The following is a 19,394-nucleotide window of genomic DNA, read 5'->3' on the forward strand; positions in this document are numbered from 1 at the left end:
TGGCAGCACACCTATCACCCCAGGCGCCTCGGTCAATCGGTGCCGCCATCCGGAGCAGCAAATGGCAGTGATCTTTCGATGGCTGATGCGGCTGGCCGCGTTCCTGATCGTGTTGAGCGTCGTTCTGGTCGCGCTGGTCTATTGGCTCGCTTCGCGATCGCTGCCGGAATACGATGACGACATCACCGTGCGCGGCCTGACCGCCCCGGTCGAGATCGTGCGCGACAATGCCAATGTGCCGCATATCTTCGGAGCGAGCGACGAGGACGTCTTCTTCGGCCTCGGTTTCGCCCATGCCCAGGACCGGATGTGGCAGATGATCATGCTGCGGCGCACCGCGCAGGGGCGGCTGTCCGAAGTCTTCGGCTCTGCCACGCTCAACATCGACAGGCTGCTGCGCCGCTTCGATCTCTATACGCTCTCCGTGCAATCGGTCGAGGCGCTCGACGATCAGACCCGCGCGGCACTTCAGGCCTATGCTGCCGGGATCAACGCGCGGCTGGCGCAGATCAATTCCGAAGCGCTCGGGCGCGGTGCGCCGGAGATGTTGCTGTTCAACGCCCCGATGGCGCCCTGGCGCCCGGCGGATTCGCTGGCCATCGTCAAGCTGATGGCGCTGCAGATGTCGGGCCATCTGGAAGCCGAGGTGATCCGGGCGCGGACCTCCCTCGCGCTTTCCGACGACGCGCGGCTCAAGGACATCCTGCCGGACTTTCCCGGCAGCGGCATCGCCGCCCTGCCCGAGTATGCGGCCCTCGTGCCCGGCGTGCCGCGCCATGCGGCCAATATCCCGCTCGATCCGCATCCGCTCTCGCCCTTCAAGCACATGGCCTTTGCCGGGGCGTCCAATGCCTGGGCGGCGGCGCCTTCGCGCTCGGCCTCGGGCGGGACGCTGCTGGCCAATGATCCGCATCTGGGCTTTTCCGCCCCGGCGATCTGGTATCTGGCGCGGCTCGAACTGGAGAGCGGCGGAGTGATCGGCGGTACCATTCCGGGCCTGCCGGTGATCCTCAGCGGACGCAGCGCGGCGCTCGGCTGGGGCGTGACCTCGGCCTATGTCGATGATCAGGACGTCTATATCGAAGAGCTCGACCCGGACGATCCCCAGCGCTACCGCACGCCGGAGGGTTTCAAGAAGTTCCGCAGCCGCGCCTCGATCATCAACGTCAAGGATGCCGATCCGGTCACCCTCACCCTGCGCTGGACCGAGAACGGCCCGGTGATGCCGGGCAGCCATTACAATCTCGCCGCGATCACCCCGCCGGGCCATGTTGCCTCGGTGAACTGGACCATGCTGACCGGCAGGGATCGCTCCTTGGCCGCCGCCATGGGGGTGATGCGGGCGCAGAACGTGCAGGAGGCGCTGGCCGCCGCCGAAGGCTATGTCGCCCCGGCGCAGAATCTGACGCTGGTCGATCGCGAGACCATCGCGATGAAGACCATCGGCGACATGCCCCGACGCGACGCCGCGCATCAAAGCCAGGGCCGCCTGCCGAGTTTCGGCTGGGTCGCGGCGAACCGCTGGCAGGGGATACTGCCCTATGAGGCCAACCCGGAATTCATCGCGCCGAGCGGCGGCATCCTCGGCAATACCAACAACAAGATCGTTGATCGCCCCTTTCCCGACCATGTCTCCTTCCTCTGGGGCGATACCCAGCGGATCCAGCGCTGGAAACGGCTGATGCAGTCGCGCCAGGTCCATACCCGCGACAGCTTCATCGAGGCGCAGCTCGACACGGTGAGCCCCACGGCGCGCGCCCTGCTGCCGCTGATCGGCGCCGAATTGTGGTTCACCGGCGAGGCCGCGCCCGACGGCACGCCGGAACGCCAGCGCCAGCGCGCCCTGGATCTGCTGGCGGGCTGGTCCGGCGAGATGAACGAGCATCTGCCTGAACCGCTGATCTATGCGGCCTGGCTGCGCGCCTTGCAGGACCGGCTGATCCGCGACGAACTCGGGCTGCTGGCGGAGGAATTCGACCATGTCGAGCCCCTGTTCATCGAGCGGGTGTTCCGCAATATCGACGGCGCCGCGGCCTGGTGCGACGTGCGCCAGTCGGCGCCGGTGGAGAGTTGCTCGGACATGGCGCGGCTGGCGCTGGACGATGCGCTGATCTGGATCAACGAGACCTGGGGGGACCAGCTGGAAAGCCTGCGCTGGGGAGATGCGCATCAGGCGACCCATGATCATCAGGCGCTCGGCGGCGTGCCGGTGCTGCGCCATTTCGTCAACATAAGGCAATCAACCTCTGGCGGGGACAATACGCTGCTGCGCGGACGCACGAAGGGCAGCGGGCCTGACCCCTTCTTCAACGTGCATGGTGCCGGCTATCGCGGTGTCTATGATTTCGCCGATCCGGATTCCTCGGTCTTCATCACCTCGACCGGGCAATCGGGCCATCCGCTGTCGCGCCATTACGACGATCTGGCGCAGCTCTGGCGCCGCGGCGAATATATCCCGATGTCACTCGATGCCGGGCTCGCCCGCGCCGCCGCCGTCGGCATCACCCGGCTTTACCCGGCGGACAAGACCCGATGAACAAGGTGATCCTGTTCAACAAGCCCTTCGGCGTGCTGTCGCAATTCACCGACAAGGGCAGCGCCGACAGCCCACGCCCGACGCTTTCGGCCTTCATCGACGCACCGGGTTTCTACCCGGCCGGGCGACTCGATCGGGACAGCGAGGGGCTGTTGGTCCTGACCGACAATGGCGCGCTGCAGGCCCGCATCGCCAATCCGCGCCAAAAGATGCCGAAGACCTATCTGGTGCAGGTCGAGGGGCGACCTGACGCCGACGCGCTAGAGGCGCTGCGCCGTGGCGTCACCTTGAAGGACGGGCCGACCCGTCCGGCCGACGTGCGTCAGATCGATGCCCCCGATGATCTCTGGCCACGCGATCCGCCGGTGCGGTTTCGCAAATCGGTGCCGGATGCCTGGCTCGAGATCGTGCTGCGCGAGGGACGCAACCGTCAGGTGCGCCGCATGACCGCCCATGTCGGGCTGCCGACCCTGCGGCTCATCCGCACGGCGATCGGCCCCTGGCGGCTCAACCAGCTCCGCCCAGGCGCCTGGCGTTTCGCGGCTGAAAGCGGACCCTGAGGTACAGCGCTCACGCCCAAAGCCGCGTCAGCCAGACACCGCCCGTGGCCGAAACCGCCGTCAGCGCGATGCCCCAGCTCAGATCCGTGGCGACCATGGCGGGATGCCAATCCTTCAGCGTGGCAAGATTGGTGAATTCATAGGTCCCATACCCTAGCGCCCCGATCAGCGCCGCGTTGCCCAGCACCCAGAGCAGGCTGCGCTCGTGGCTCAGCGCGGGCCAGGACACGAAATAAAGCAACACCCCGACGTAGAAGGCATAGAAGACGATCACGGGAAGGAGGCGGAAACTGTCCAGCAGCAACGCCGACACGTGACGCTCGAACACCGGCTTGATGAGATAGCTCAGGCCGAGGAAATCGAGGCCGATGAACAGCGCGAAAGTGATCACGTAGAGGATGACGAGGGTCATGGGGCAGGCTCCGCTCGGTTGGGCTACCCCTCGATATGCGCCGCCCCGATGCAAAGGCGAATCTTCTTTCGCCGGGACGGTCATCCGGCCCTCGGCCGTCGCTGCTGACAGGAAACTCCCTCTCGGCTAAGCTCGGGCCATTGAACAGAGCCTTTTTCGGGGAATCGATATGATCCGCCATCTGATTTTCGCGCTCTTTTTCGGCGTGCAGACTGCCGCCGCTGATGTCTGGACCTTCGAGACCCCGTCGGAAAATATCCAGTGCAGCGTTGGCGAGGGGCGGGACGGCTCCGACATCACCTGCACGATCATCGAGCGGAACGGCCCGCCTGCGCTGCCACGCCCGGCAGGCTGTCAGCAGGATTGGGGCCATGTGTTCTCGATGTACCACCGTGGCCCGGTGCAGATGATCTGCTCACCGCTCGACCGCAACCGCGACGGGTTTGACCGGGCTGAATACGGGATCACCGGGCAGTTTGGCGGGTTTACCTGCCATTCCTCGCGCAAGGGGCTGGACTGCCGCAACCTTGATGGTCACGGCTTTTTCTTGTCGCGGGCACGACAGCAGGTGATCTGAGGCGCGCAAGGCGCGATCAGAGCCGGTGGTAGAGCGCCTCCTGATGCGCGGACCAGCGCACCTTGAGCGCGAAGCCCTCGTCGGTCTGCCGCTCCTCCTCGACCACGTCCTGCTCGAAGAGCCAGGCACGCTTGCGCCCTTCCGCGAAGCCGAGCTGCAATTCGCTCTCGCGCATCGCGCCCTGCAGCGCCAGCGCGATGTTCTCCATCAGCTGATCGAGCCCCTCGCCATCGACGGCCGAGATCGCCAGCACGTTCTCGTCACGCGCCGCACGGGCACGCAGCGCCTCGGCCGCCTCCGGTGCCAGCAGGTCGAGCTTGTTCCAGATCTCGAACGTACGGGTGTCCTCTGCGACTCCGAGCGAGCTCAGGATGTCGCGCACGTCGCGGGCCTGTTCCTCGGTCTCGGCATGGGAGATGTCGCGCACATGGCAGATGATGTCAGCGGCCAGCACTTCTTCGAGCGTGGCGCGGAAGGCGGCGACCAGTTCGGTCGGCAGATCGGAGATGAAACCCACCGTATCGCTGAGGATGATCTCCGGCCCGTCCGGCAGCACGAGGCTGCGCATCGTCGGATCGAGCGTGGCGAAGAGCATGTCCTTTGCCATCACCTCGGCACCGGTCAACCGATTGAACAGCGTGGATTTTCCGGCATTGGTATAGCCGACCAGCGCAACGATCGGATAGGGGATCTTGGCGCGGGCGGCCCGGTGCAGGGCGCGGGTCTTGACGACCTTGTCGAGCTGGCGGCGCAGCCGGACGAGCTGGTCGTCGATGGCGCGCCGGTCGGCCTCGATCTGGGTCTCGCCGGGACCGCCGATGAAACCGAGCCCGCCGCGCTGCCGCTCAAGGTGGGTCCAGGCCCGCACCAGCCGCGTGCGCTGGTAATTGAGCGCCGCCATCTCGACCTGCAGCACGCCCTCGCGGGTCGCGGCACGGTCGCTGAAAATCTCGAGGATCAACCCGGTCCGGTCGAGCAGTTTGACGCCCCAGGCCTTCTCGAGATTGCGCTGCTGCACCGGGCTGACCGGCCCGTCCACCAGCACCAGCTCGACCTCGGCCGCCTCCATGCGGTCATGCAATTCCTTGATCTTGCCGGAGCCGAACAACATGCCCGCGCTGACACTGCGCAGCGGCACGACTTCGGAACCCACGACCTCGATCTGCGGCAAGGCGCGGGCCAGCGCCACCGCCTCGGCCAGTGCCGGTTCGGGAGCGCGACGGTCCTGATCGGATTTGATTTCGGGATGCAGGACCCAGGCGCGGGTGACGCCGGGGCCGTCGGATTCGTCGATCTGAAAGGTTGCGCGGCTCAAGAAGCGTCTTCGCCCTCATAAAGGGAGATCGGCTGGCTCGGCATGATCGTCGAGATCGCGTGTTTGTAGACCAGCTGCGACTGGCCGTCGCGGCGCAAGAGCACGCAGAAATTGTCGAACCAGGTGATGACACCCTGCAATTTGACGCCGTTGATCAGAAAGATGGTGACCGGGACCTTGGTTTTGCGCACATGGTTCAGGAACGCATCCTGCAGGTTCTGTCTGTCAGACGCCATATATGTTGTCTCGCCTTTGTTCTTGTCGGGATCCGCGGACCGGGTCTCCGTTCGCATCAGTATGAAGCGGCGGGCTGCGACATTCTAGCCTAAATATCGGCGCGCCCTGCGCGAAACCCGACAATCCGTGTCACGCGCGCCACAGGTCCGGGGTCAGCAGCGCGATGATCGCCAGGGTCTCGAGCCGCCCGATCACCATCGCGGCACAGAGCACGCCCTTGGCGGCGACCCCCAGCTCGATCAACCGGATCGGGGAATCGGCGCCGAATTCGATCAGCGGCCCGGTTGTCGACAGGCTTGCCACCGACATCACCAGCGCCTGGTCGAAACGCACGCCGAGCCCGGTGAGCAGCAGCGTCACCCCGGCCAGCGACAGGGCAAAGAGCATGAAGAAGATCCAGGCGATGAAGGCGCCATTGCTTTGCAGGCGCCGTCCGCTCACCCCGGCACCGCTGACCGAATGGGGATGGACCAGCTGTTCCATCTCGCGCACGCCGTTCTGATAGAGCGCGAAGACCCGCAGCAGCTTGACCCCGCCGGCCGTGGTCGCGACGCCGCCGCCGATCAGCGCCAGCCCCATCAGGATCAGCCCGGGCGTCGCCAGCCCGGACCAGCTGCGCGCCTCGGCCCAATGTTCGGAAACGAAACCGGTGGTGGTCAGGAAGGACATCACGGTAAAAAGCGCACCCCAGAAGGCCAGCGCCGCCTCGCGCAGCTGTTCCTCGGCGGAAATGTCGAGCGCGCCGAGCCAATGCCGTGCGAAGAGGATCAACGGCACACCGAGCACCACGGCGACGCCGATGCGGAATTCCGGATCGGTCAGCAGCCCGCCCTGGGTGGCGGTGACGGTGTCCTTGGAAAAGGTCAGCCGCGACAGGGCGAAGAACATGAACAGCATCATCACCGCCTCCCCGGCGATGCCGGTTTCGGCCCCCTGCACCCCGCCGACCGGCGAGATCCCCGAGGTTGCCATTACCGACATCGCATGACAAAGCGCCACCAGCGAGCGGTCGCCCCCGGCCAGCAGCATCAGCCACAGGGACAGCGTCAACCCGAGGTAGATCGGCACCAGGGTGCGGATGCTGCGCATCAGGCGCTGGCGCGGGCTGACCGGACTGGAACGGGTGCCGCCGCTCGGATCGCGCCGCCCCGGTTCGGCCTGCGAGGTGACCTCGAACCCGCCCAGATGCAACGGCGCGAGAATTGCCGAGGCGGCGATCCACATCACCAGCCCGCCCATCCAGCCGACCTGGGCGCGCCACAGATGCAGCGTGTCGCTGAGCCGTCCGGGGTCGGCGAACATGCTGGCACCGGTGGTGGTGAAGGCGCTGACCATCTCGAAATAGGCGTTGACAAAATGTGTCGTCGGCAGCGCCTCAACGAAGGGCAGCGCCAGCAGCAGCGGCAGGAAGACGAAGGCCGAGAACAGCGACATCAGCGGACCGAGCGCGCCGTGACGCGGGGCGCGTCCGGCATGGGCGACGGCGATCAGCAGAAAGGTGACGGTCCCGAGCAGCCCGGAATAGAGAAAGGCACGCGCGGCCTCGTGGTCACGTACAACAAGCCCATAGACCGCCGGCAGCAGCATCGAGGCGGAGACCGCGCCGAAGAGCAGCAGGAACAGCGGCAGCTGCAGCAGTTCCCTGCCCATGTGGCTCTGACGTTTCACCGCTGCAGATCCCTTCGCCATCAGAAAAAGTCGATCGAGACCTGCATCAGCTTCTCGACCTGGGGCACGTCCTCGGCCAGCGCGAAAAGGGCGATCAGGTCGCCCTCGTCGATGCGGGTGTCGCCCATCGGGCGGATCACCTTGCCCTCCTTGCGGATCATCCCGACCAGCACCCCTTCGGGGAAATCGATGTCCGAGACTTTCTTGCCGGCGATCGGCGAGGTGGAGAGCACCTCGGCCTCGATCACCTCGGCTTCGGCATCGCCGATCGAATAGACCGCGCGCACCCGGCCGTGGCGGATGTGGCGCAGGATCGAGCTCACCGTGGTGGCCCGCGGATTGATATAGGCGTCGATCCCCAGCGGGGTCATCAACGGCACCAAGGTCGGGTCATTGATCAGGGCGATCACATAGGGGCAGCCCTCGGCCTTGGCGCGCACGCAGGCCAGCATGTTGGTCTTGTCGTCATCGGTCACCGCCAGCATCGCATCGGCGCGGCTGATCCCGGCCTCGGCTAGCAATGCCGCGTCGAGCCCGTCGCCGTTGAGCACGATGGTGCGTTCCAGCGCCTCGGCGGCGCGTTCGGCGGAGGCCCGGCTGCGTTCGATCATCTTGGTGCGCATCCGGTGTGGCCCGGCTTCCAGATGCTGCGCCACGGTAAGGCCGACATTGCCGCCGCCGACCAGCACGACGCGCTCCTGCTTGGTGGTGGTCTTGCCGAAGATCTCCATGGTGCGGGCAATGTCGTCGCGATGGCTGAAGACATAGCAGGCATCGCCGACGAAGAGCTGGTCCTTGGCCTCCGGCGCGAAAAGCGTCCCGTCCCGGCGCACGCCCACGACCACGGCGCGCAGGGTCGAGAAAAGATCGGTGAGCTGGCGCAGCGGCGTGTTGACGACCGGGCAATCGGCGTCGAGCGTGATGCCGAGCAGCTGTGCCTGGCCCTCCATGAAGACCTCGGTGTCGAAGGCCGCCGGGGCCGAAAGCCGCTGCAGCGCGGCGGCGGCGACCTCCTTCTCGGGGCTGATCACCACGTCGATGGGCATGTGATCGCGCCGATAGAGATCGGAATAGATCGCGTCGAGATAGGATTGTGAGCGCAGCCGGGCGATCTTGCGGTTGATGCCGAAGACAGAATGGGCGACCTGGCAGGTCACCATGTTGACCTCATCCGAATGGGTGGCGGCGATGATCATTTCCGCATCGCGCGCGCCTGCCCGGTCGAGCACGTCCGGGTAGCTGGCGAAACCGGCGATGCCCTGAACGTCGAGCGTATCGGTGGCGCGACGTACCAGGTCGGGATCGCTGTCCACAACGGTCACGTCGTTGCGCTCTCCGCTGAGATGGCGGGCAATCTGCCAGCCGACCTGTCCCGCGCCGCAAATGATCACCTTCATGAAAAGCGCACCCTCGTCCCACAGCCATGACGATCCGCGCATGTCTCGTCCCGGCCGGGCCGCGCAGACCAGAGAGTGGCATGACAGATGGCTCGGCAGGGGTCAATTCAATTCAATTGTCTCGCGGTGACGGCTGGGGCAAGATCGGGGGATGATCAGATTGTCCCTCTCCCTGTTCTTTGCGGCTCTGCTGGTATCCGCCTGTGCGCCGCTCAACACCTATTACCGTCCCGGCGTGCCCGTCGGCACGCTCAACCGCGACACGCTCGCCTGCGAGGTTCAGGCGCTGCGCGACGTGCCGGTGGCCACGCGTATCCGTCGGCTGCCGCCGGAATTCGTGCCCTCCCGGCGGATCTGCAACAGTGCCGGGGATTGCCGCATAAGGCGCGGTTATTACCTGCCCGGGGAGATCATCAGCTATGATGCCAATGAAGGGCTGCGCGACCGGGTCGAGACCCAATGCATGGCCGATCAGGGCTATGCTCCGGTCAGCATTCCGCGTTGCCCGGCGGGCATTGCCCGCGCCGCCCCGGCGGGCGCGACCCGCGTGCTGCCCGTCCTCGTTCCTGAGTCCTGCGTCATCCGCAACCGCGACGGGTCTTTCCAGATCGTCACGCGCGGGTGATGTCCCGACAGCGCCTGTCGCGCGCGGTGCCGATGCGGGAGTGAGGGGCCGGCCCCTCACGCTCCCCGGAGTATTTCCGGCATAAAGAGGCGCCAGCGCTTCATTCGGCGGCGTCGAGCTCCTCGTCCACATGGGCGACGCGCACGCCGGCCTTTGCGGAGGTCACCACGCCGAGGGATTTCAGCTTGCGGTGCAGCGCCGAGCGTTCCATGCCGACGAAGCTGGCGGTGCGGCTGATATTACCGCCGAAGCGGTTGATCTGGGTCAGCAGGTATTCGCGCTCGAATGCTTCGCGGGCCTCGCGCAGCGGCAGGGTGGCCAGGGTTCCGGAGAGCACCACGCGGCCGTCATCCTTGCTGTGATCCTCCTCGCCGGGCAATTCCCGCGCCTCGATCGGGCCGGTGCCGTCGCCGAGGATCAGTACCCGTTCGACCAGGTTCTTCAGCTGGCGCACGTTGCCGGGCCAGATCATGGTCTGCATCAGCGCCACCGCGTCGTCGCTCAAGGCGCGCTGCGGCAGGCCCTGGGAGCTGTTGAACTCGGTGATGAAATGCTGGGCGAGCAGCGGGATGTCCTCGCGACGGTCTTCGAGCGAGGGAACCGCGATCGGCACGACGTTGAGCCGGTGGTACAATTCCTGACGGAACTGCCCGGCTCGGATCGCGGCGTCGAGATCCTTGCTGGTGCTGGAGATCACCCGCAGATCGACGCGCACCTTGTCATTGCCCCCGGCGCGGGTGAATTGCTGATCCACCAGCACCCGCAGGATCTTGGACTGGGTGCCGGGCGGCATGTCGGCGACCTCGTCGAAATAGATCACCCCGCCATGCGCCTGTTCGAGCAGGCCGGGCTCGACGCCGCGATCGGCACCTTCCCGGCCGAACAGCACCTCTTCCATGCGTTCGGGCGAGACCCCGGCGCAGTTGACCGTCACGAAGGGCGCCGAGGCGCGGGCCGAATGGGCATGGATATAGCGCGCCGCCACCTCCTTGCCCGCCCCGGCGGGACCGGTTAGCATCACCCGGCCGTTCGATTTGGTCACCTTGTCGAGCTGGCCGATCATGGTGCGATAGGCAGCGGAGGCGCCGATCATTTCGGCGGAGCTGACGTCGCGGCGTTTCAGATTCTGGTTCTCGCGGCGCAGCCGTGCCGTCTCCATGGCGCGGCGGATCACCACCAGAAGCTGGTCGATGTTGAAGGGTTTCTCGATGAAGTCATAGGCCCCCTGCTTGATCGCCGCGACTGCGATCTCGATATTGCCGTGGCCCGAGATGATCACCACGGGGATGTCCGGATTGTCGCGTTTCACCGTCTTGAGAATGTCGATCCCGTCCATCCGGCTGTCCTTGAGCCAGATGTCGAGGATCATCAGCGCCGGGGGTTCGACGTTGATCGCCTGGACCGTCTCGTCGGAATTGGCCGCCAGCCGTGTCGCAAAGCCTTCGTCCTCCAGAATATCCGAAATCAATTCGCGGATGTCGCGCTCGTCGTCCACAATAAGAATGTCACTCATCTACTCTCTCCACTGGCTTTGCTTGTGAATGTTGGGCCAGCGGCAGCGTGATCACCGCCATGGCGCCATAAGGGGTAAGCCCGCTCTGCGCGGGCGCGTTGTCGAGGCTGAGGCCACCGCCATGTTCCTCGATGATCTTCTTGACGATCGGCAGGCCGAGCCCGGTGCCCTCGCTGCGGGTCGTCACATAGGGTTCGAACAGGCGCGAACGGTCCTCCGGCAGGCCGATGCCGTTGTCGGTAATGACGAGCTCGGCATTGTCGCCCTGCGTCCGGAGCGTCACCCTGATGCTCGCGCGGAAGTCCTCGTCGCCCTCGCGCAGCCGCGTCTCGATCGCCTCGCCGGCATTCTTGATCAGGTTGGTCACCGCCTGGTGGATCATCGTCGCGTCGATCTGTGCGAGCAGCGGCGCATCGGGCAGATCGGCGGTGATCTGCACGCCCGGCTGTCCCGCCTGCTGGAGCAGCACCGCGTCACGCACCAGCTCTGCGAGGTTTTCCGGCCGGGTCACCGGTTCCGGCATCCGGGCGAATTTCGAAAATTCATCGACGATGCGGCGCAGGTCGTTGGTCTGGCGGATGATCACGCCGGTCATCTGCTGCAGCTTCTCGCCGTCCTCGCCGAGCTTGCGGGAAAACTTGCGCTGGATGCGTTCGGCGCTGAGCTGGATCGGGGTCAGCGGGTTCTTGATCTCATGGGCGATGCGGCGCGCCACGTCGCCCCAGGCCGCCATGCGCTGGGCGCTGACCAGATCGGTCACGTCGTCAAAGGCCACCACATAGCCTTCCAGCTTTCCCGAGTCCGAGCGCCGCGTCGCCATGCGCACCAGCAGGTTTTCGAGCTTGCCCTGGCGCGAGACCTTGACCTCGCCCTGCGCCACCTCGCCCGGCCCCTGCACCATGGTCTCGAAGAGCGGGCCGAATTCCGGCACCGCGACATTGAGCGGCATGGTGTTCTGCTCCTCGTCCCAGTCGAGCAGCCGCATCGCCGAGCGATTGACGAAGGCCACGCGTCCTTCCGCGTCGAGCCCGACAACCCCGGAGGTGACCGAGCTCAGCACGGAATCAAACAACCGGCGGCGGCGTTCGATCTGGCGGGTGTTGTCGAGCAATGTCTCGCGCTGGCCGTTGAGCTGGCGGGTCATCTGGTTGAAATAGCGCCCGAGCATGGCGATCTCGTCATCGCCCTCTTCCTCGGGCACCTGCACGCCGAGATCCCCCGCGCCGACCTGCTGGGCCGCGCCGGTGAGCCGCCCGACCGGGCCGGAAAGCCGTTCGGCGAACCACAGGCCGAGCCAGACCGCGGCGAGGATCAGGATCACCGCGAAAGCCAGATAGAGCAGGCCGAATTCGAAGAGCAGACGGCCGCGTTCGGATTCGAGCTGTTGGTACAGCCGCACCGTCTCGCGCGTGTCATCGAGCAGAGAGAGGATTTCGCCATCCACATCGCGGCTGACATAGAGATAGCGGTCGACATAGGAATCAAGCCGCACCAGCGCACGGAACTCGTTGTTGGGCCAATCCTCGATCACCGTGACCTGCTCGCTTTTGGCGGCCTCGACCTTCGCCTCCGGCGGCGGGTCGAAATAGAACAGATAGGAGCGGTCGCCCCGGGCGCGGATCTGGCCGGTGCCATCGATCATGAAAGCCTCGCGCAGCCCGCGCTGGATCTGGCGCTGGCCCTCGCCGAGCAGCTCGCTGTCGCTGAGGCCGATGCCCTGGCGGCGGGCCGTGTCGATGCTGCGCGCCAGCGCCAGCGCGTCCTCCTCCAGATCCTCGCGCTGCTCCGTCTCATAGGCCTGCGCGGCGGCCAGCGAATTGCCGACCACGCTGCGCACCCGGTCCGAAAACCAGCCCTCAAGCCCGACATTGATGGTCAGCACCGCGAAGACCGCGACCGACACGGTCGGGATCAGCGCCATCAGCGCGAAGACGCCGGTGAGCCGCAGGTGCAGCCGCGACCCGGCCGATTTGGCGCGCCGCGCCGCGACCAGCCGCGCCACCTGGCTCAGCACCAGCGCCGCGACGCCGAGCACATAGACGAGATCGGTCAACAGGATCAGCCGCAGACCGAGCGTGTCCGCCCCCTGCCCCAGCGGCCCGAGCACCAGATAGGTGGCCAGCGCCAGCAGCGGCCCCATGACCACGAGCCCGAAGGTCGCCACATTGCGCAGCCGACGCAGGCGCCGCAGACGACCGAGTTTGATTAACGCTGTACTGCGTGACCGGGTTGCCACCCGCTGCCCTCACCGATGATGCGATGCATTGCTGCATCAACCGCCATATTATGTGGTCCTGAACGGGCATGACGCCCGATGGCCACGGTTATGTGGCGGTTTTACATCATTTTCCGACCGCGTGTCACCTCTATATCGAGCTCGGTGATCTTCTTGCGCAAAGTATTGCGGTTGATGCCGAGCAATTCGGCACATTTCGCCTGATTGCCGAAGGTCTTTTCCAGCCCGATCTCGATCAGCGGCGTCTCGACCTCGCGCAGGATGCGCGCGTAAAGACCGGGCGGCGGCAGCTCGGCACCGTGCAGATCGAAATAGCGGCGCAGGTGACGCGCCACCGAGGCGCCGAGACGGTCATCCTCGTCACCGCTTTCGCGCGGTGCGGCGGCGGTTTGCATGCCGAGCACCTGTTCGGCCTCCGCCGCGCTGATCTCGCTGTCGCGGCTGGTCAGGGCGAGCTGCGCGATCGCATGTTCAAGCTGGCGCACATTGCCGGGCCAGGGGTGGCGGGCGAAGACCTGTTCGGCCGCCCGCGACAGCCGCTGCGGCCCCGGCGCGTTGCTTTCGTTGCCCTGCAGGAAATGCGCCGCCAGCAGCGGGATATCCTCCACCCGTTCGCGCAGGGCGGGCACGTCGAGTGTCGCCCCCGACAGCCGGTAGAAGAGATCGCTGCGCAGCCGACCCTCCTGTAACGCGGCGGCGAGATCGGCCTGGCTGGTGGCGAGGAAACGCGGCGGCGCTTCGCCCGGTGCGTCGATCATGCGCAGCAATTCGGCCTGCGCCGCCGGTACGATGTCGCCGATCTCCTCGATCAGCAGGCTGCCGCCGCGGGCCCGTGCCAGAAGCGGTTCACCGCAGCCCGGCTCCTGCAGGTCACCGGCGCTCAGCGTCACGAAAGGCGCTGCACGGCGGTCGGAGAAATCGTGGATCAGCCGCGCGATGAGGGTCTTGCCGGTGCCGGATTCGCCGCGGATCAACACCGGCAGATCGGACCGGACGAGCCGGGCAACGAGATCGTAGAGCCGCTGCATCACCGGCGTGCGCCCGAGCAGCGGCAGGTCCTGATCCGCGCCATCGACCGGCGCCACACGGACGACCGACCCCGCGCCGCGATGTTCCAGCGCGCGGGCGGTGCGCTTCATCAGGTCCGGCAGGTCGAAGGGCTTGGGCAGATAATCGAAGGCCTTGGCCTCGCTCGCCTTGATCGCCGTCATGATCGTGTTCTGCGCCGAAATCACGATCACCGGCAACTCCGGCCGGTCGGCGGCGATCTTGGGCAGCATTTCAAGCCCGTTGCCATCGGGCATTGCCACATCGGAGATCACCACATCGCCCATCCCCTCGCCGACCCAGCGCATCAGCGTTGTCAGGCTCGACGTGGCATGAACCTTGCAGCCCGCCCGGGTCAGCGCCTGGGTCAGCACCGTGCGGATCGTGCGATCGTCATCTGCAACCAGAACCGTGCCGTCCATGATCAATCCTCCCCTGTGCCGCCGGCGCCCTGCGGCGCGCGGGGCAGTGAAATGCGAAACACCGTGTGGCCGGGCTGCGAGGCGACCGAGATCCAGCCGCCATGTTCCGAGACGATCTTGCTGACCAGCGCCAGCCCCAGACCGGTGCCGTTTTCGCGCCCCGACACAAAAGGATCGAAGAGCGCGTCGCGGATCGCCTCGGGCAGGCCCGGCCCGTCATCCACCACCTCGATCTGCAACGGCAATGGCGGGCCGATGCCGTCGGCGCGGCGCAGCCTGAAACCATGTTCGAAATAGCTGCGCAGACGGATCGTCCCGCCCTCCGGTCCGGCCGCCTCCGCGGCATTCTTCAGCAGGTTCAGCACCACCTGAAGCAGCTGGTCCTTGTCGCCGAGCGCGGGCGGCAGCGAGGGGTCGTAATCCTGCTCGATCCGCATCCGCGCGCCGAAGCCGAGCCGCGCGGAATGGCGCGCCCGGTCGAGTATGTCATGCAGGTTGACCGGCGCGAACTCGGGCGGGCCGGGATTGCCGAATTGCTCGACCCGTTCCAGCAGCTTCACGATGCGCCGCGATTCCGCGACGATGAGGCCGGTCAGCTCCTGATCCTCGGGGCCGAGCCCCATGCCCAGCAACTGCGCCGCCCCGGTGATCCCCGCGAGCGGGTTCTTGATCTCATGCGCCAGCATCTCGGCCATGCCGATCGCCGAGCGCGCTGCCGCCTTCACCGAGATATTCTCGCCCAGACGTCCGGCGAGATCGCGCGGCGTGATCACCATGATCATCCGCGCCTCGCCCCCGGCAAGCGGCGCCACCTGCAGCGCGCAGCGCAACGCCGGTTGGGCGAGGCGCGCGATATCGAGATCGTTGACGATGAGCGGCGCGCCGCTCTCGCGCGCCCGGGCCAGAGCGAGGGCGAGCGGCGTCTCCGTCAGGATCACCTGCCAGATGCCGCGGCCGAGGATGCTGCGCGCCGAGGCGTTGAGGAAATCCTCCGCCGCCGGGTTGATCTCCTCGATACGATCCTCGGGGTCGAGGATCAGCGCAGGCACCGGCAACGAGGCCCAGATCGCGGCCTCGCGGCTCACGCCGCCACCGCCGCATCGATTCCCGACATCGCCTCGCCCATCAGCCGCAGGACACCGCCCGGAGATTTCTCGGTCAGCAGCGCGCGGCGCAGATTCGCAGGGGTGGCGCAGCGGTCCATGTACCAGCCCAGATGCTTGCGCGCCACGCGCGGGCCCAGATCGGTACCGTAAAACCGCAGGATCTCTTGATAATGCGCGGCCACCATATCGGCGAAGGCTGCGCCCTCAGGGATCTTCGGCGCGGCCTGGCCATAAAGCTCATGGGCGATCTGCGCCAGCAGCCAGGGCCGCCCCTGCGCCCCGCGCCCGACCATCACCCCATCCGCCCCCGATTGCGCCATCGCCCGGCGCGCGCAGGCGGGACCGAGGATATCGCCATTGGCGATCACCGGAATATCGACCGCTTCCTTGACCGCGCGGATCGCGGCCCAATCGGCGCGGCCCTTGTAGAACTGACACCGGGTGCGGCCATGAATGGTGATCATCACCACCCCGGCCGCCTCGGCGCGGCGCGCGATCTGCGGCGCGTTGAGGTTGCTGTCATCCCAGCCGAGCCGGGTCTTCAGCGTGACCGGCACATCGACCGCCCCCACCACCGCTTCGATCAGCCGCAGGGCATGATCCGGGTCGCGCATCAACGCCGAGCCGGAGTAACCTTGGGTCACCTTCTTCGCCGGGCAGCCCATGTTGATGTCGATGATCCGCGCGCCCTGCGCGGCGACCATCCGTGCCGCCTCCGCCATCGGCGCCGCTTCGCGTCCGGCCAGCTGCACCGCGCTGCCCTGCACGCCGAGGCCGAGCTCCGCCTTCTCCCGCGTGCCGGGCCGGGCGCAGAGCAATTCCTGGCTCGCCACCATCTCCGACACGACCAGGCCGGCACCGAAGGAGGCCACCAGATTGCGGTAGGGCAGATCGGTGATCCCGGCCATCGGCGCGAGAAAGACCGGCGGATCGAGATCCAGCGGCAGGGCGGCGGCGCTCACGTGCTTATTCCTTGTGCAATTCCCCTTTCGTTTAGCGCCTCGCGCGTTCCGGCTCAATGAATGAAAGCCCGATCCGCCGCGCTGCCGGAAGGTCACCGCTCAAAAAACAGGCAGTTCTGCGCCGATTGCACCCGATCCCGGCATTGCATAGACAGGGCCACAAATCACTTCCCATTCCGCAAAGGACATCGCCGATGCGCATCGCCGCCCTGATCGTCGCCGCCGGACGTGGCACCCGGGCGGGCGGAGAGATCGCCAAGCAATGGCAAAAGCTCGCCGGGGCCCGGGTCATCGACCATACGCTTGCCGCCTTCTCCACCCATCCGCAGGTGGCGCGGATCGTGCTGGTGCTGCATCCTGACGAGATGCACCGCGCCGCCGCCTTCGAGGCGCAGGGGGTCATCGTGGTGCCGGGCGGCAGGGAGCGCGCGGATTCGGTGCGTTTGGGTCTGCGCGCCTGCGGCGATGCCAGCCATGTGTTGATCCACGACGCCGCCCGGCCCTGCGTTTCTGCGCCGGTAATCGACGCGGTGATCGCGGCGCTCAAGACCTCGCCCGCCGCCGCCCCCGGCCTGCCGGTGACCGATGCGCTCTGGCGCGGTGAGGACGGGCAGGTCAGCGGCACCGAAGACCGCAGCCATCTCTTTGCCGCGCAGACCCCGCAGGGTTTCGATCTGGCGAAGATCAGCGCCGCCCATGCCGCCCATGACGGCCCCGCCGCCGATGACGTGGCCGTCGCCCGCGCCGCCGGAATCCCGGTTGCCATCACCCCGGGCAGCGCCGATAACCTCAAGATCACCCATGGCGCGGATTTCGCCCGCGCCGCCCGTATATTGGAGCGGCAGATGGATATTCGCACCGGCAACGGCTTTGACGTACATGCCTTCGGTCCCGGCGATCACGTGACGCTCTGCGGCGTGGATATCGCGCATGATCAAGGACTTGTCGGCCATTCCGACGCCGATGTCGGGCTCCATACGATCACCGATGCGATCTATGGCGCGCTGGCGCGCGGCGATATCGGCCAGCATTTCCCGCCCTCCGATCCGCAATGGAAAGGCGCGCGCAGCGACATCTTCCTACGCCATGCCGCCGGGCTCGTGCGCGATCTCGGCTTCACCCTGACCCATGTGGATTGCACGCTGATCTGCGAACAGCCCAAGATTGGCCCCCATGCCCAGGCGATGCGCGAACAGGTGGCAGCGATCCTCGAACTCGATGCTGACCGCGTGTCGGTGAAGGCCACCACCTCGGAGAGGCTCGGCTTCACCGGCCGCGGCGAAGGCATCGCCTGCATGGCCACCGCGACGCTGGTGAAACCATGAGACTCGCCTGGATGATCGCCACCCTGCTCGGCGTCGGGCATATCCGCCCGGCACCGGGCACCTGGGGCTCGCTGGTCGCCCTGCCCTATGCCTGGCTGCTGCATATGATCGGCGGCTTCCCCCTGCTGCTCCTCGGCATCGTCATCGCCTTTGCCAAGGGCTGGTGGGCCACCGCGCGGATGACCGCGGGCAGCGACAACCACGACCCTTCCGAGATCGTCGTCGATGAACTCGTCGGCCAGTGGATCGCGCTGCTGCCGCTCAGCTATGCCGCCTGGTCGATGCAGATCAGCATGCTCGCCATGTGGCCGGGCTGGATCGCCGCCTTCGTGCTGTTCCGGCTCTTTGACATCTGGAAACCGCTGATTGTCGGCTGGGCCGACAGGCGCGGCGATGCGCTTGGCGTGATGCTGGATGATGTCTTCGCCGGTATCTTCGCCGCATTCGGCGTGCTGGCGCTGGCTGCCCTCTATCACGGGGCGATGTGATGACGTTGAACGCGCGGATCCTGCAGGCGGCCCGCGACCGCGGCGTGATGCTCACCTGCGCCGAAAGCTGCACCGGCGGCCTCGTTGCGGCGGCGCTGACCGAGCTTCCGGGCTCCTCGGACATATTCGACCGCGGTTTCGTCACCTATACCAACGCTGCGAAGATCGACCTGCTCGGCGTCTGCGCGCAAACCCTGCAGACCCATGGCGCGGTTTCCGAAGACGTGGCACGGGAAATGGCGCAGGGCGCGCTGGCCCGTTCACAGGCGCAATTCGCCGTCTCGATCACCGGCATCGCCGGGCCCGGCGGATCGGAGCACAAGCCCGAGGGCCGGGTCTGCTTCGCCCTCGCAGGCCCGGAGCCGCTGCACAGCGAAACCATCGATTTCGGGGCACCGGGCCGCGATGCGGTGCGCACAGGCGCGCGGGATCACGCGCTCGGTCTGATCCTGCGCGCGCTGACCGGCACCGATACGCCCTGAGAGCTCAGACCTTGGCGCCGTAAAGCTGCTCTGCACGCTGCTCGAAAGCACGCACCACGCGCTGCATCGCCTCGTTGAACACGACCCCGATGATGCGCTGCAACAAGGCGTTGCGGAACTCGAAATCGACATGGAAATAAACCTCGCAGCCGCCCGGCGCCTCGGCGAATTTCCACTCCGACTTCATGTATTTGAACGGCCCGTCGAGATATTCCGTGTCGATCCGGCGCTCCCCGGGCCAAAGCACGACCCGGCTGGTGAAACGTTCGCGGAACACCTTGAAGGAGATCACCAGATCGGCCTCCATCACCCGGTGATCGCCGCGATCCTCGTTGCTGCGGATCCGCGCCGCGGCGGTCCAGGGCAGAAAATCGGGATAGCTGCCGACATCGGCGACCAGGTCGTACATCTGCTGGGCCGTGTAGGGAAGAAAGCGGGTCTCTGAGTGGCTGGGCATTGATTTCCATCATCTGGCGCGGTAGCCCT

General features: G+C 66.5%; 18 protein-coding genes. 7 read left to right on the forward strand and 11 right to left on the reverse strand.

All coding sequences use genetic code 11. The features are described from left to right. Positions 1–61 precede the first annotated feature (61 nt). A complete protein-coding gene (locus tag ACFSUD_RS07025) occupies positions 62–2,536 on the forward strand; it encodes a penicillin acylase family protein (protein ID WP_386372810.1) in 2,475 nt (824 codons plus the stop codon). After that, on the forward strand, positions 2,533–3,096 hold the full coding sequence (locus ACFSUD_RS07030; protein WP_386372812.1) for a pseudouridine synthase: 564 nt from the start codon (positions 2,533–2,535) through the stop codon (positions 3,094–3,096). Before ACFSUD_RS07025 ends, ACFSUD_RS07030 begins: the two co-directional genes overlap by 4 nt. Before the next feature lie 10 nt (positions 3,097–3,106). Here ACFSUD_RS07030 and ACFSUD_RS07035 read toward each other — a convergent pair whose 3' ends face one another. Next, positions 3,107–3,508 carry a DUF2177 family protein gene (locus ACFSUD_RS07035; protein ID WP_386372814.1) on the reverse strand — a complete coding sequence of 134 codons (402 nt, stop codon included), beginning with the start codon at positions 3,506–3,508 and terminating at the stop codon, positions 3,107–3,109. 169 nt (positions 3,509–3,677) lie between these two features. Between ACFSUD_RS07035 and ACFSUD_RS07040 the strand changes: the two genes are divergently transcribed. Next, positions 3,678–4,085, forward strand: coding sequence for a DUF6636 domain-containing protein (locus tag ACFSUD_RS07040; protein WP_386372816.1), 408 nt, complete (start codon positions 3,678–3,680; stop codon positions 4,083–4,085). Between the two features lie 16 nt (positions 4,086–4,101). On the opposite strand, the gene hflX is transcribed toward ACFSUD_RS07040, so the two are convergent. The 4 genes from hflX to trkA form a co-directional block, all read right to left on the reverse strand. Further along, positions 4,102–5,400: a GTPase HflX gene (hflX, locus tag ACFSUD_RS07045; RefSeq protein ID WP_386372817.1), complete on the reverse strand. Its 1,299-nt coding sequence runs from the start codon at positions 5,398–5,400 to the stop codon at positions 4,102–4,104. Next, positions 5,397–5,636, reverse strand: coding sequence for an RNA chaperone Hfq (hfq, locus tag ACFSUD_RS07050; RefSeq protein WP_007119530.1), 240 nt, complete (start codon positions 5,634–5,636; stop codon positions 5,397–5,399). Before hfq ends, hflX begins: the two co-directional genes overlap by 4 nt. A gap of 130 nt (positions 5,637–5,766) precedes the next feature. Beyond that, a complete protein-coding gene (locus ACFSUD_RS07055) occupies positions 5,767–7,287 on the reverse strand; it encodes a TrkH family potassium uptake protein (RefSeq protein WP_386373013.1) in 1,521 nt (506 codons plus the stop codon). 38 nt (positions 7,288–7,325) lie between these two features. Next, entirely contained in the window at positions 7,326–8,702 is a 1,377-nt protein-coding gene (gene trkA / locus ACFSUD_RS07060) for a Trk system potassium transporter TrkA (protein WP_386372819.1), read from the reverse strand. A 151-nt stretch (positions 8,703–8,853) separates the two neighbouring features. On the opposite strand from trkA, the gene ACFSUD_RS07065 reads away from it, so the two are divergent. Continuing rightward, a complete protein-coding gene (locus tag ACFSUD_RS07065; RefSeq protein WP_386372821.1) occupies positions 8,854–9,327 on the forward strand; it encodes a hypothetical protein in 474 nt (157 codons plus the stop codon). Between the two features lie 100 nt (positions 9,328–9,427). On the opposite strand, the gene ntrX is transcribed toward ACFSUD_RS07065, so the two are convergent. The 5 genes from ntrX to dusB form a co-directional block, all read right to left on the reverse strand. Next, positions 9,428–10,840, reverse strand: coding sequence for a nitrogen assimilation response regulator NtrX (gene ntrX, locus ACFSUD_RS07070; RefSeq protein ID WP_386372823.1), 1,413 nt, complete (start codon positions 10,838–10,840; stop codon positions 9,428–9,430). Then, complete coding sequence (locus ACFSUD_RS07075) at positions 10,833–13,076, reverse strand: sensor histidine kinase NtrY-like (protein WP_386372825.1); 2,244 nt, start codon at positions 13,074–13,076, stop codon at positions 10,833–10,835. Before ACFSUD_RS07075 ends, ntrX begins: the two co-directional genes overlap by 8 nt. Before the next feature lie 101 nt (positions 13,077–13,177). Next, the gene (locus ACFSUD_RS07080; RefSeq protein ID WP_386372827.1) at positions 13,178–14,545 is read right to left on the reverse strand and encodes a response regulator; all 1,368 of its coding nucleotides are present in this window, start codon (positions 14,543–14,545) and stop codon (positions 13,178–13,180) included. A 2-nt stretch (positions 14,546–14,547) separates the two neighbouring features. Beyond that, complete coding sequence (locus ACFSUD_RS07085) at positions 14,548–15,630, reverse strand: two-component system sensor histidine kinase NtrB (protein WP_386372829.1); 1,083 nt, start codon at positions 15,628–15,630, stop codon at positions 14,548–14,550. Further along, entirely contained in the window at positions 15,627–16,559 is a 933-nt protein-coding gene (dusB, locus tag ACFSUD_RS07090) for a tRNA dihydrouridine synthase DusB (protein WP_386373015.1), read from the reverse strand. Before dusB ends, ACFSUD_RS07085 begins: the two co-directional genes overlap by 4 nt. Positions 16,560–16,807: 248 nt before the next feature. Here dusB and ACFSUD_RS07095 point away from each other — a divergent pair, with 248 nt between their 5' ends. From ACFSUD_RS07095 to ACFSUD_RS07105, 3 genes are read left to right on the forward strand one after another with little or no spacing between them, the layout of a single operon-like run. Next, positions 16,808–17,938, forward strand: coding sequence for a bifunctional 2-C-methyl-D-erythritol 4-phosphate cytidylyltransferase/2-C-methyl-D-erythritol 2,4-cyclodiphosphate synthase (locus ACFSUD_RS07095; protein ID WP_386372831.1), 1,131 nt, complete (start codon positions 16,808–16,810; stop codon positions 17,936–17,938). Next, the gene (locus ACFSUD_RS07100; protein WP_386372833.1) at positions 17,935–18,426 is read left to right on the forward strand and encodes a phosphatidylglycerophosphatase A family protein; all 492 of its coding nucleotides are present in this window, start codon (positions 17,935–17,937) and stop codon (positions 18,424–18,426) included. Before ACFSUD_RS07095 ends, ACFSUD_RS07100 begins: the two co-directional genes overlap by 4 nt. Next, entirely contained in the window at positions 18,426–18,908 is a 483-nt protein-coding gene (locus ACFSUD_RS07105; protein WP_386372835.1) for a CinA family protein, read from the forward strand. The genes ACFSUD_RS07100 and ACFSUD_RS07105 overlap by 1 nt, the downstream gene beginning before the upstream one ends. 4 nt (positions 18,909–18,912) lie before the next feature. On the opposite strand, the gene ACFSUD_RS07110 is transcribed toward ACFSUD_RS07105, so the two are convergent. Next, complete coding sequence (locus tag ACFSUD_RS07110; protein WP_386372837.1) at positions 18,913–19,365, reverse strand: type II toxin-antitoxin system RatA family toxin; 453 nt, start codon at positions 19,363–19,365, stop codon at positions 18,913–18,915. Positions 19,366–19,394 lie beyond the last annotated feature (29 nt).

The sequence above is a fragment of the Sulfitobacter aestuarii genome, from assembly GCF_042685005.1.
Taxonomy (GTDB): Bacteria; Pseudomonadota; Alphaproteobacteria; order Rhodobacterales; family Rhodobacteraceae; genus Sulfitobacter; species Sulfitobacter aestuarii.

What these genes read in the sequence shown, in the direction of transcription:
- ACFSUD_RS07025 (WP_386372810.1), top strand. Translation starts at nt 62, where the DNA reads ATGGCAGTGATCTTTCGATGGCTGATGCGGCTGGCCGCGTTCCTGATC.
- ACFSUD_RS07110 (WP_386372837.1), bottom strand. Translation starts at nt 19,365, where the DNA reads ATGCCCAGCCACTCAGAGACCCGCTTTCTTCCCTACACGGCCCAGCAG.
- ACFSUD_RS07080 (WP_386372827.1), bottom strand. Translation starts at nt 14,545, where the DNA reads ATGGACGGCACGGTTCTGGTTGCAGATGACGATCGCACGATCCGCACG.
- ntrX (WP_386372823.1), bottom strand. Translation starts at nt 10,840, where the DNA reads ATGAGTGACATTCTTATTGTGGACGACGAGCGCGACATCCGCGAATTG.
- hfq (WP_007119530.1), bottom strand. Translation starts at nt 5,636, where the DNA reads ATGGCGTCTGACAGACAGAACCTGCAGGATGCGTTCCTGAACCATGTG.
- ACFSUD_RS07030 (WP_386372812.1), top strand. Translation starts at nt 2,533, where the DNA reads ATGAACAAGGTGATCCTGTTCAACAAGCCCTTCGGCGTGCTGTCGCAA.
- trkA (WP_386372819.1), bottom strand. Translation starts at nt 8,702, where the DNA reads ATGAAGGTGATCATTTGCGGCGCGGGACAGGTCGGCTGGCAGATTGCC.
- ACFSUD_RS07105 (WP_386372835.1), top strand. Translation starts at nt 18,426, where the DNA reads ATGACGTTGAACGCGCGGATCCTGCAGGCGGCCCGCGACCGCGGCGTG.
- ACFSUD_RS07035 (WP_386372814.1), bottom strand. Translation starts at nt 3,508, where the DNA reads ATGACCCTCGTCATCCTCTACGTGATCACTTTCGCGCTGTTCATCGGC.
- ACFSUD_RS07100 (WP_386372833.1), top strand. Translation starts at nt 17,935, where the DNA reads ATGAGACTCGCCTGGATGATCGCCACCCTGCTCGGCGTCGGGCATATC.
- ACFSUD_RS07065 (WP_386372821.1), top strand. Translation starts at nt 8,854, where the DNA reads ATGATCAGATTGTCCCTCTCCCTGTTCTTTGCGGCTCTGCTGGTATCC.
- ACFSUD_RS07055 (WP_386373013.1), bottom strand. Translation starts at nt 7,287, where the DNA reads ATGGGCAGGGAACTGCTGCAGCTGCCGCTGTTCCTGCTGCTCTTCGGC.
- ACFSUD_RS07095 (WP_386372831.1), top strand. Translation starts at nt 16,808, where the DNA reads ATGCGCATCGCCGCCCTGATCGTCGCCGCCGGACGTGGCACCCGGGCG.
- ACFSUD_RS07040 (WP_386372816.1), top strand. Translation starts at nt 3,678, where the DNA reads ATGATCCGCCATCTGATTTTCGCGCTCTTTTTCGGCGTGCAGACTGCC.
- dusB (WP_386373015.1), bottom strand. Translation starts at nt 16,559, where the DNA reads ATGGCCGGGATCACCGATCTGCCCTACCGCAATCTGGTGGCCTCCTTC.